The 11308-nt window shown below is 36.6% G+C and carries 14 protein-coding genes; 10 read left to right on the top strand and 4 right to left on the bottom strand.

The features are described 5' to 3' along the window. Positions 1-27 precede the first annotated feature (27 nt). From HMPREF2766_RS04120 to msr(D), 5 genes are all read left to right on the top strand, one after another. Complete coding sequence (locus HMPREF2766_RS04120; protein ID WP_001227384.1) at positions 28-1002, top strand: DUF1002 domain-containing protein; 975 nt, start codon at positions 28-30, stop codon at positions 1000-1002. Between the two features lie 74 nt (positions 1003-1076). Further along, entirely contained in the window at positions 1077-2432 is a 1356-nt protein-coding gene (gene rlmD / locus HMPREF2766_RS04125; protein ID WP_070567900.1) for a 23S rRNA (uracil(1939)-C(5))-methyltransferase RlmD, read from the top strand. A 514-nt stretch (positions 2433-2946) separates the two neighbouring features. Beyond that, positions 2947-3117 carry a hypothetical protein gene (locus HMPREF2766_RS04130; protein WP_000873143.1) on the top strand — a complete coding sequence of 57 codons (171 nt, stop codon included), beginning with the start codon at positions 2947-2949 and terminating at the stop codon, positions 3115-3117. A gap of 385 nt (positions 3118-3502) precedes the next feature. Beyond that, positions 3503-4720, top strand: a complete 1218-nt coding sequence (gene mef(A), locus HMPREF2766_RS04135; protein ID WP_000417519.1) for a macrolide efflux MFS transporter Mef(A) — start codon at positions 3503-3505, stop codon at positions 4718-4720. A 119-nt stretch (positions 4721-4839) separates the two neighbouring features. Then, positions 4840-6303: an ABC-F type ribosomal protection protein Msr(D) gene (gene msr(D) / locus HMPREF2766_RS04140; RefSeq protein WP_000420313.1), complete on the top strand. Its 1464-nt coding sequence runs from the start codon at positions 4840-4842 to the stop codon at positions 6301-6303. 117 nt (positions 6304-6420) lie between these two features. On the opposite strand, the gene HMPREF2766_RS04145 is transcribed toward msr(D), so the two are convergent. The 4 genes from HMPREF2766_RS04145 to HMPREF2766_RS04160 are packed head-to-tail and all read right to left on the bottom strand — an operon-like array spanning position 6421 to position 7665. After that, on the bottom strand, positions 6421-6720 hold the full coding sequence (locus HMPREF2766_RS04145) for a DUF5960 family protein (RefSeq protein WP_001072467.1): 300 nt from the start codon (positions 6718-6720) through the stop codon (positions 6421-6423). Continuing rightward, a complete protein-coding gene (locus tag HMPREF2766_RS04150) occupies positions 6707-7075 on the bottom strand; it encodes a hypothetical protein (RefSeq protein WP_000567222.1) in 369 nt (122 codons plus the stop codon). Before HMPREF2766_RS04150 ends, HMPREF2766_RS04145 begins: the two co-directional genes overlap by 14 nt. Positions 7076-7087: 12 nt before the next feature. Beyond that, positions 7088-7423 carry a DinB/UmuC family translesion DNA polymerase gene (locus tag HMPREF2766_RS04155; protein ID WP_000806926.1) on the bottom strand — a complete coding sequence of 112 codons (336 nt, stop codon included), beginning with the start codon at positions 7421-7423 and terminating at the stop codon, positions 7088-7090. After that, the gene (locus HMPREF2766_RS04160) at positions 7420-7665 is read right to left on the bottom strand and encodes a hypothetical protein (protein ID WP_001813542.1); all 246 of its coding nucleotides are present in this window, start codon (positions 7663-7665) and stop codon (positions 7420-7422) included. The genes HMPREF2766_RS04155 and HMPREF2766_RS04160 overlap by 4 nt, the downstream gene beginning before the upstream one ends. Positions 7666-8169: 504 nt before the next feature. Here HMPREF2766_RS04160 and aac(6') point away from each other — a divergent pair. From aac(6') to HMPREF2766_RS09895, 5 genes are all read left to right on the top strand, one after another. Next, the gene (aac(6'), locus tag HMPREF2766_RS04170) at positions 8170-8598 is read left to right on the top strand and encodes an aminoglycoside 6'-N-acetyltransferase (RefSeq protein WP_070567902.1); all 429 of its coding nucleotides are present in this window, start codon (positions 8170-8172) and stop codon (positions 8596-8598) included. A 57-nt stretch (positions 8599-8655) separates the two neighbouring features. Further along, the gene (locus HMPREF2766_RS04175; RefSeq protein ID WP_070567904.1) at positions 8656-9264 is read left to right on the top strand and encodes a Type 1 glutamine amidotransferase-like domain-containing protein; all 609 of its coding nucleotides are present in this window, start codon (positions 8656-8658) and stop codon (positions 9262-9264) included. 178 nt (positions 9265-9442) lie between these two features. Then, positions 9443-10186 carry a CPBP family intramembrane glutamic endopeptidase gene (locus HMPREF2766_RS04180; RefSeq protein ID WP_000134977.1) on the top strand — a complete coding sequence of 248 codons (744 nt, stop codon included), beginning with the start codon at positions 9443-9445 and terminating at the stop codon, positions 10184-10186. Between the two features lie 154 nt (positions 10187-10340). Next, on the top strand, positions 10341-11147 hold the full coding sequence (locus tag HMPREF2766_RS04185; RefSeq protein WP_070567906.1) for an alpha/beta hydrolase: 807 nt from the start codon (positions 10341-10343) through the stop codon (positions 11145-11147). 11 nt (positions 11148-11158) lie between these two features. Beyond that, on the top strand, positions 11159-11287 hold the full coding sequence (locus tag HMPREF2766_RS09895) for an ADP-ribosylglycohydrolase (RefSeq protein ID WP_083303872.1): 129 nt from the start codon (positions 11159-11161) through the stop codon (positions 11285-11287). Positions 11288-11308: the final 21 nt, after the last annotated feature.

Genomic DNA, 11308 nt, shown 5'->3' on the forward strand with positions numbered 1-11308 from the left:
CTAGAAAGGTAAAGGAGGGAATATCCCATGAGAAAGAAATTCTTTCTAACAAGTGCTGTAGTATTGTGGGCCGCAACAGCTATGACGAGCGTTCACGCAGCAACCGATGTTCAAAAAGTAATCGATGAAACCTATGTACAACCCGAATATGTCCTAGGTTCTTCTCTATCTGAAGACCAGAAAAATCAAACTCTTAGCAAACTTGGCTATGACGCATCAAAAGACACCAAAGATATCAAAACTATGACACCTGATATCTATTCGAAAATTATGAATGTGGCTAATGACGCTAGTCTACAGCTCTATTCATCAGCTAAGATTCAAAAGCTAGGTGACAAGTCACCTTTAGAGGTAAAGATTGAAACGCCTGAAAATATCACCAAGGTGACGCAGGATATGTACCGTAACGCAGCAGTGACGCTGGGAGTGGAGCATGCCAAAATCACAGTTGCAGCACCCATTCCAGTTACAGGAGAGAGCGCCCTAGCAGGGATTTACTACTCGTTAGAGGCCAATGGTGCTAAAGTACCGCAAGCCAATAAAGACTTGGCCCAAGAGGAGCTAAAAGCCTTATCAGATATCAATGCTGAAAACAAGGACAAGTCAGGTTACGATGCCAATAAACTCAATGTCGCCTTGGCAGATATCAAGGCAGGAATCGCAAAGGCAAAAGAAGCCAAAGGTAATCTGACAGAGGAAGATGTCCGCAAAATCGTTGAAGACACGCTAAAAAACTACAAACTCGATCAGGTTATAACAGGAAACCAGGTCAATATCATCATCAATTTTGCCCTCAATCTCTCAAAGAGTGACATTTTGAACAATGCTGATTTCACTAAAACCCTAAATGACCTCAAGGAAAGCATTGTCTCTCAAGCTGGAGATAGCTTTAAAAATATCAACCTCAACTTTGATGCCAATAAAGCGCTAGAAGACGGGGGCAACTTCTTTAGCTCCCTTTGGCAAGCCATTGTCAACTTCTTCAAGAGTTTTGGTGCTTAGGTCATTTCATGATATAATAGATGGTAACAGAAATGTTGCCGTCTTTTTTTGTCGGCCGATAGAAAGTGAAAAATATGCTAAAGAAAAATGATATTGTAGAAGTTGAAATTGTTGATTTGACTCATGAAGGTGCAGGGGTTGCTAAGATAGAAGGTTTGGTTTTCTTTGTAGAAAATGCTCTACCAACTGAGAAAATCCTCATGCGAGTCCTTAAGGTCAATAAAAAGATTGGCTTTGGGAAAGTTGAAGAATACCTTGTTCAGTCACCTCATCGTAACCAAGACCTAGATTTGGCTTATCTACGTTCAGGTATAGCTGACTTGGGGCATCTTGCCTATCCAGAGCAGCTTAAGTTCAAAACCAAGCAAGTCAAAGACAGTCTCTACAAGATTGCTGGTATTACCGATGTAGAAGTTGCTGAAACGCTTGGTATGGAAAATCCAGTCAAGTATCGAAATAAGGCGCAGGTGCCCGTTCGTCGAGTGAATGGTGTCTTGGAAACTGGCTTTTTCCGTAAGAATTCGCACGACCTCATGCCACTCGAAGACTTCTTTATTCAGGATCCAGTGATTGATCAAGTTGTAGTAGTTCTTCGAGATTTGCTTCGTCGCTATGATTTGAAACCTTATGACGAAAAGGAACAGTCTGGATTGATTCGGAACCTAGTGGTGCGTCGTGGTCACTATTCAGGACAAATCATGGTTATCTTAGTGACTACACTTCCTAAAATTTTCCGAGTGGAGCAGTTGATTGAACAACTTATCAAGCAGTTCCCAGAGATTGTGTCTGTCATGCAAAATATCAATGACCAGAATACCAATGCGATTTTTGGTAAGGAGTGGAAGACTCTTTACGGTCAAGACTATATTACAGACCAGATGTTGGGAAATGACTACCAAATCGCTGGACCAGCCTTTTACCAGGTGAATACTGAAATGGCGGAGAAACTCTATCAAACAGCCATTGACTTTGCGGAGTTAAAAGCAGATGATGTGGTTATCGATGCTTATTCGGGTATTGGAACGATTGGACTATCCGTTGCGAAACATGTTAAGGAAGTCTATGGAGTTGAGGTCATTCCAGAAGCAGTTGAGAATAGCCAGAAGAATGCTACATTAAACAATATTACAAATACTCACTATATCTGTGACACAGCTGAAAATGCCATGAAGAGCTGGCTCAAGGAAGGTATTCAACCAACCGCTATATTGGTTGATCCTCCACGCAAAGGCTTGACCGAAAGTTTTATCAAAGCAAGTAGCCAAACTGGAGCTGACCGCATTGCCTATATCTCCTGCAATATCGCAACCATGGCGCGTGATATCAAGCTCTACAAAGAGTTAGGATATGACTTGAAGAAAGTCCAGCCGGTGGACTTGTTTCCGCAGACGCATCATGTTGAGGCGGTAAGTTTGCTAGTCAAGGAGTAAAACGACGAAGATTAGCATTTACTTCCGCCCATGCGATAGCTGTCCGTGATTGACAAGTGCTAGCACGCAGACAGAACGGAGATAGCGAACCGCTGAGTGTGTCGCTCTGCTCGTAAAAGCTTAGAAACCTTTGAACGAAAGGGATAATGAAAGCCTTGATTGCAAGGCTTTTTGCTTTATGGTTGGTAAGTATCAGAGTGAGAAAATTTTTGGAATGAGTAGAAGTGATAGCTAGAAATTATCAGTTTCTATTTCCATTTACCCTGTGGGTACGTGTTTGTTTCCATTGACAAGGAGTTTGTGGGAATAGAAATGTACCCACCTTGTTTGAATCAAGTGAAGTGTAGTTGAAGGAAATCTGTTGAAAGCAATACTTCATTTTACCGAATAAGTAATAATTTAGGCAACTTCAAATCGATTAAAAAAAACTATTTTAAAGGTTAAGAGTAGACAAAAATTGTCCACTCTTTTTTGCAAACTCAATTTATCAATAAATGAAATGAGGGAATGTAAAATGAAATATTTTGAGGTTGAGTTAGAAAATCCTGATGAATTTTTAAAACTACAAACAGAAGATTTTGTGAAAGCTAATCGCTTGCTACTAAGGAAGATAATCCAGAGCGTTACAGTCTATGAAGAAAACTTCGTCATATCCTTTAAATCTGGCATCGAATTGGAAGTATGAGTCTCATTCCATAACTTTTATATTGAACATATCATCTTGTTGTGTTATACTATAAATTGATATAAACAAAGATGTAGGAGGAACCGAAACTATGACAGCCTCAATGCGTTTAAGATAAGCTGGCAATAAAAAAAGCAGAATCTATACCCGATGATAGGCTTTTTTGTTGTGCTTATTTATACGATATTGAGCATTCATTAGTTACGGTGAGGATATTGGTTATTTAACTATACCTTTATTTAACTATGTCTTTAATATGAATGTTTCCAAATTGTATGTATGCAGACCAAAAGCCACATTGTGGGGTTTGGCCTGCATTTTTTATTGCCTAGAATGCTATTCAAAATAGAAATTCAAGCAAAATAATATGCAGGAGATAATATAAATGGAAAAATACAACAATTGGAAACGAAAATTTTATGCAATATGGGCAGGGCAAGCAGTATCATTAATCACTAGTGCCATCCTGCAAATGGCGATTATTTTTTACCTTACAGAAAAAACAGGATCTGCGATGGTCTTGTCTATGGCTTCATTAGTAGGTTTTTTACCCTATGCGATTTTGGGACCTGCCATTGGTGTGCTAGTGGATCGTCATGATAGGAAGAAGATAATGATTGGTGCCGATTTAATTATCGCAGCAGCTGGTGCAGTGCTTGCTATTGTTGCATTCTGTATGGAGCTACCTGTCTGGATGATTATGATAGTATTGTTTATCCGTAGCATTGGAACAGCTTTTCATACCCCAGCACTCAATGCGGTTACACCACTTTTAGTACCAGAAGAACAGCTAACGAAATGCGCAGGCTATAGTCAGTCTTTGCAGTCTATAAGCTATATTGTTAGTCCGGCAGTTGCAGCACTCTTATACTCCGTTTGGGATTTAAATGCTATTATTGCCATCGACGTATTGGGTGCTGTGATTGCATCTATTACGGTAGCAATTGTACGTATACCTAAGCTGGGTAATCAAGTGCAAAGTTTAGAACCAAATTTCATAAGGGAGATGAAAGAAGGAGTTGTGGTTCTGAGACAAAACAAAGGATTGTTTGCCTTATTACTCTTAGGAACACTATATACTTTTGTTTATATGCCAATCAATGCACTATTTCCTTTAATAAGCATGGAACACTTTAATGGAACGCCTGTGCATATTTCTATTACGGAAATTTCCTTTGCATTTGGGATGCTAGCAGGAGGCTTATTATTAGGAAGATTAGGGGGCTTCGAAAAGCATGTATTACTAATAACAAGTTCATTTTTTATAATGGGGACCAGTTTAGCCGTTTCGGGAATACTTCCTCCAAATGGATTTGTAATATTCGTAGTTTGCTGTGCAATAATGGGGCTTTCGGTGCCATTTTATAGCGGTGTGCAAACAGCTCTTTTTCAGGAGAAAATTAAGCCTGAATATTTAGGACGTGTATTTTCTTTGATCGGAAGTATCATGTCACTTGCTATGCCAATTGGGTTAATTCTTTCTGGATTCTTTGCTGATAAAATCGGTGTAAATCATTGGTTTTTACTATCAGGTATTTTAATTATTGGCATTGCTATAGTTTGCCAAATGATAACTGAGGTTAGAAAATTAGATTTAAAATAAACAATATTGGAGGAATATTTATGTATCTTATTTTCATGTAACTCTTCCTGCTAAAATCGCAGGGTTTTCCCTGCATACAAGCAAATGAAAGCATGCGATTATAGACAGGAGGAAATGTTATGGAATTAATATTAAAAGCAAAAGACATTCGTGTGGAATTCAAAGGACGCGATGTTTTAGATATAAATGAATTAGAAGTATATGATTATGACCGTATTGGTTTAGTAGGAGCAAATGGTGCTGGAAAAAGCACTTTACTCAGGGTACTTTTAGGAGAATTAACTCCCCCAGGATGTAAAATGAATCGTCTGGGTGAACTTGCCTATATTCCCCAGTTGGACGAAGTAACTCTGCAGGAGGAAAAAGATTTTGCACTTGTAGGCAAGCTAGGTGTTGAGCAATTAAATATACAGACTATGAGCGGTGGTGAAGAAACAAGGCTTAAAATAGCACAGGCCTTATCGGCACAGGTTCATGGTATTTTAGCGGATGAACCTACGAGCCATTTAGACCGTGAAGGAATTGATTTTCTAATAGGACAGCTAAAATATTTTACAGGTGCACTGTTAGTTATTAGCCATGACCGCTATTTTCTTGATGAAATAGTAGATAAAATATGGGAACTGAAAGATGGCAAAATCACTGAGTATTGGGGAAACTATTCTGATTATCTTCGTCAGAAAGAGGAAGAACGTAAGAGCCAAGCTGCAGAATACGAACAATTTATTGCGGAACGTGCCCGATTGGAAAGGGCTGCGGAGGAAAAGCGAAAACAGGCTCGTAAAATAGAACAGAAGGCAAAAGGTTCTTCAAAGAAAAAAAGTACTGAAGACGGAGGGCGTTTAGCTCATCAAAAATCAATAGGAAGTAAGGAAAAAAAGATGTATAATGCTGCTAAAACCCTAGAGCACAGGATTGCGGCCTTAGGAAAAGTAGAAGCTCCGGAAGGCATTCGCAGAATTCGTTTCAGGCAAAGTAAAGCATTGGAGCTCCATAATCCATACCCTATAGTCGGTGCAGAAATTAATAAAGTATTTGGGGATAAGGCTCTGTTTGAAAATGCATCTTTTCAAATTCCGTTAGGAGCAAAAGTGGCGTTAACTGGTGGTAATGGAATCGGAAAAACAACTTTAATCCAAATGATCTTAAACCATGAAGAAGGAATTTCTATTTCGCCTAAGGCAAAAATAGGTTACTTTGCACAGAATGGTTACAAGTACAACAGTAATCAGAATGTTATGGAGTTTATGCAGAAGGATTGTGACTACAATATATCAGAAATTCGTTCAGTGCTAGCATCTATGGGGTTCAAACAGAACGATATTGGAAAAAGTTTATCTGTTTTAAGCGGTGGAGAAATTATAAAATTGTTGCTTGCTAAAATGCTCATGGGTAGATATAACATCCTAATAATGGATGAACCCAGTAACTTCCTTGACATACCAAGTTTAGAGGCTTTGGAAATACTAATGAAGGAGTACACCGGAACTATCGTGTTTATCACCCACGATAAACGATTACTCGAAAATGTAGCAGATGTAGTTTATGAAATTAGAGATAAGAAAATAAATCTGAAACATTAAATTTAAGGTAGTCGCTGGTCAGTATAGTCTGTTCTGGTTGGCGACTCCATTGTTAAAGAGTATAAAGACTTTAGATTTTATGAATATTAAAAATAGGAACAGTCAATTGAACTGCTCCTATTTTTCTGCTAAATATATTGTAGTTTTCTTATATGTATAATGATAGATTAGCGGATTCTCATCTACGGTACTTACTTCAAATATGAAGAAGTGATCGCGGTTATCTCTGGACTTTTCCTTATTGAGGACAAAGTAATTCTTACGTGAAGTCGCCATTGTTTTTAGGATATCATCAGTTAGGAAGGTCAATGGAATATTCATGTTAGAGTAGCGGTAGAAGTCACGTTCAAAATCTTGGTAGCTCTCGCTATAATAGTCCATTTGTAGGTGATTACGCTGAAACTCAAGCTGATTCATAGAGCACCTCCTCGACAAGTTCAATACTAATAATGTCTTTTAATTTCAAATTGATGTGACCTGTTGTAGTTTTTATCAAAATGAAATCTTTGGTCAGACTTGGTATTGTTCCAGTGTAGGAAACACGCTTGTTTTTTTCAATCACTTGAATGCGTGTGCGTAGCTGCCCGGCGTATACTTGACTGAGGAGTAATAATTTCTTCTCTAGTGATAAGTCAGACATGTACGTTACTTTGTTTGTATCATCAGAGAGTGCTGATGCATGTTCAGATAGGAAAAAGCCCATCCATTTTTGCATCTTTGTATCCTGGTACTCTCTTGCTGATTGAAATGGTAAATATGAACGGTCAATCATATCAAATCCTTTCTATGCAGAGGCAAGGGTATTTTTATCAAATTGAATCGTAAAACCTTGAATTCCCCCACCTGTGTAACATTCTTTAAAGCGATTGATTACCTCAGTATAGATTATCACAGATGAGCTTGTTGGCTTAATGCTAAATGTAAATTCCAATGGTAATCGGTTTTCAGATTTAGCATGTACTAGTCGTATCGATATTTCAGTTGTTTTGAGTTTTCTCTGACGAAGTTTTGAAGTTGCTGTTTCAACGATTCCATGTAAAAATCTTTCAAGCATTTCAATATCATTACATCCTTTGCTACGGATTTCTGAAAATTGTACTGTATTTTTTTCTTGTTTCATTTTAATCCCTCCAATCCACCCGCGGAATGACCACCGATAAGTTTACTGCGTTCAATATTTCTGGAACCTTCAGTTAGGACGGTTCCTTTTTGTATGGCTAAAAAACCAAACTGTTCTCTGACAACATCAATAGCTGTCTGAAGTCTATTATCTTTTTCAATTTGTTCTACATCATCAAAGAGTGATAGTAGAGTATAGCTTTCATCTACGAAGCCACTATAAGATACACCAATTTGTCTCACTGCACCAGAGGTGTATTTTTTCGGAATAATACAAGTACATGACTCACCATTGTTTTGGGGAGATTTGCGGGTTCAATTTTATTCTGAGCATTTATAGATTTTTTCATCTCAGTCCTAGAATAGCCAATATGAATAGAAACGACAGTAGTCAATACTAGGGCTACTGTTCCGTTCCACAGTATCATTTAAAAATCATTTTCACACCCTTTCGTCTATTAGTATAGAAGAAAGCTCTCAGCACATGTTGAGGCGGTATCACTGTTGTACGAGCTGAGGCATCAGCGAAGTAGAAGTAGATGCTCCGCCCATGGGATAGGACTCGTAGAATGAGGAGGGAAACCGACGAAATGATACGGTAAGTCCGAACCGCTGAGTGTGTAGCTCTGCTCGTCCGATCTGAGACAGTCGAAAAGTAGAAGGGGATGGTATTGGTATCAATCAATGAGTAACAAAGTAACAGCGTGATTCGAAACATTTGCTTGTAATTTCCGGAGGAACATCAATATGGATGGAATAACAAAAGATTCTATAAAAACGGCTAAACTAATAAAACAATTATGGCCCCAATTGACCGATAAAGAAGCTTTTGATGAAGTAAAAAAATATACGAATGGCAAAAATACTGCAATCTTTACTGAAGTTGAAGGTGACACAATTGTAGGTCTAGCATTATGTTCACTCAGATTTGATTATGTTGAAGGTTGTAAATATAGTCCTGTTGGATTCTTAGAAGGGATTATTGTCGACGAGGAATATCGTTTAAAGGATATTGCTAAAAATCTCTGTACAAAATGTGAGGAATGGGCGAAAAATAAAGGATGTAAGGAATTTGCAAGTGACTGTACTTTAACGAATACGGATTCTATAAGATTTCATCTCAATATTGGATTTCAGGAAGTAAATAGAATTATTCATTTTAAGAAAAAATTATAATTTCGAAACGTGAATAAACTTGTTTAAACTTTATGTATCTTTAGAAAGCGTGAAAGATTGGACGAACAAATTTTTTTGATGGGTGGAAATCCGCCGATAAAGAACTATACGATTGTTAATAAAATTGTGTCATCAAGGAAGATCGAAAGAATACTCATTTTTACAGTTTATCGAGAAAATTGGCAACCGTATATGAAAAAGTACACAGAAGTTTTCCAAAGTCATTTTTCTAACCTAAACACTGATTACTTACTCTTGGACATTGAGCAGATTAATTTTGGTAGCTATCCAGATGCTGATCTAATTATTATCGGTGGTGGAAATACGGAAAAGTATCTAGCTACTTATGTCAATCAGGAGTTCAAAAATTATATCGATCGTATGCTGAATAAAGGGGTAAAAGTTATAGGGTTTTCTGCAGGAGCCCTATTATTAGGAGAAAAAGTCTATGTCTCACCTAATGATAATTCAGATCATCAGATAAAGATAAAAAATGGATTAGGACTCTTTAGTCAGTTTTTAATTAGTGTCCATTATGATTCCTGGAATGATAAAGCTAATAAGGATAGAGCAGAAGAACTCGTCAGTGTTCCCATAATTCCACTAAATGATCATTCCTGTCTTGTATTGGATAGACTTGGAAACATTATTGAGAAAATTGACTAGTTTTAATCATGCGAATCTGAATCTACGAAACTAAAGTATTGACGAAATGAATAGTGAAAAGCCTTGATTGTAAGGCTTTTTTGTGTTTTTATGATAGAATATAGGTAGTTATAATCGATAGCAACTAATAAGCAGTAAAAATATCATTCATAAAATAATCAAGATTAGGAAGAAAAAAATGACAGAAATTGATAAAAGGAATTTAAAAAATTATCTTTATTGTACATTTGGAATTACTTATATAGCTTGGGGGCTTCTTGCCATATTTACGCAATCTTATATTTTGGGATTAGAGACTTTTATAGGAAGAATATTACATATAGTTGGTGCACTTGGACCAGCTATTGCAAGTGGCTTTTATTTAAAAAGTAATAATATAAAATTTAAACATTTTTTATTTAATAAGATAGAAAATAGTAGTATTTATTTCATTTATCATATGTTAGCAATTTTGATACTATTTTCTGTATCTTCCTTAGAATTAAACGGAGTATCAATTTATCTGATGCCATTATTCTTTATACAACTAATTTTTTTTGGTGGTGGACATGAAGAATTAGGATGGAGAGGAATATTACAACCATTACTTGATAAAAAATATACTTATTGGCAATCTAATTTGATTGTAGGATCAATTTGGGGAATATGGCATCTGCCTTTATGGTTTATAGTTGGAGAAAGTCATCAAGGATTTCCTTTTATTTTATTTTTTATATATACATTATTTTTAAGTTTTGTTTTAGGGCTTCTTTACCGTCAAACGAAATCTGTGGGATACTGTGTATTATTTCATGCATTCGCAAATTTGTTAAATCTCTATTTTGTGTTAAAAATTAATCTTATTTTTATTATCATTTTTATTGGTTATTTGATTTATACTATATTGGCGAGTAATAGAATTAGTAAGGAAACAACATTTTAAAATTTAGATCAGGATATCCATTATTGAAAGTAACGTGTGGTCATTCTAGATAATCAATGTTAGAGACTTTTCTATTTGATGAGACATCACTGCTTGTAAGAGCTGATTAAACATGGGTGTAGCTAGTGAAAGTTCTACAGTAAGGAGTTTAAACATGAAATTCCATGAATTTGGTGATAAGAATTTGCCTCCTATTTTACTGATACATGGTGGTGGCAGTTCTTGGTGGAATTATCTTCGTCAAGCACGAATCTTGTCAAAAGAATACCGTATTATTCTACCCACTTTGAATGGCCACGGCGAGGAATATCAACTTGATTATGTTTCTACTGAAGATTCTGCTTTGGAGATTCTAGACTATATCAAAGAAAACTGTGGTGGGAAATTGTTTGCAATCGGTGGTGTTTCACTTGGTGGTCAAATTGCCATGGAGCTTTTGTCTTTAGACAGTGAAATTGCTGAGAAGGCCATCATAGATGGAAGCCTCTGCATTCCTCAACCAAGGTTAGCTAAAATCAGCATATTTCTAGTGTCTCTATTTGGTAGATTGATGTTCAATAAATTCTCTTGCAAACTTCAGTTAAGCATGATGAACAAACTCTATCCTAAACTGGCTTATCCAGAGGAAATAAAAGCTTATTATTTAGAGGATTTGCCAAGGACGCCTGTCAAAACATTGGTGACCATTTACAAAACCTATATGGGACATTACAAGCTAAAGGATACGATTTCTGCTAGCAAGGCTCAGGTTCTGTATATTTATGGTGAAAAAGAATTGAACTGTGTGAAAGAATCAGCGAAATTATTTCATCAGCTACATTCAAATACAATTTTGTGTGAAGCAAAGGGCTATAACCACGGCTATTTATCAGTTTACCTGCCTTATGAGTGGATTGATTTGGTGGTGCCATTTTTAAAGAGTGATTCATTAGAAATGTGTAACGAATCTGATATGCCATAAGGAGGAAACGTATGCTAGGGGCAATTATTGGAGATATTGTAGGTTCAGTTTACGAATGGAACAATATCAAAACGAAGGATTTTCCTTTATTACGTGAGGATTGTTTTTTCACGGATGATACAGTAAGTCCAAACCGCTGAGTGTGTGAGTTTGTTAGTGAA

Source organism: Streptococcus sp. HMSC076C08 (assembly GCF_001810825.1).
Lineage (GTDB): Bacteria > Bacillota > Bacilli > Lactobacillales > Streptococcaceae > Streptococcus.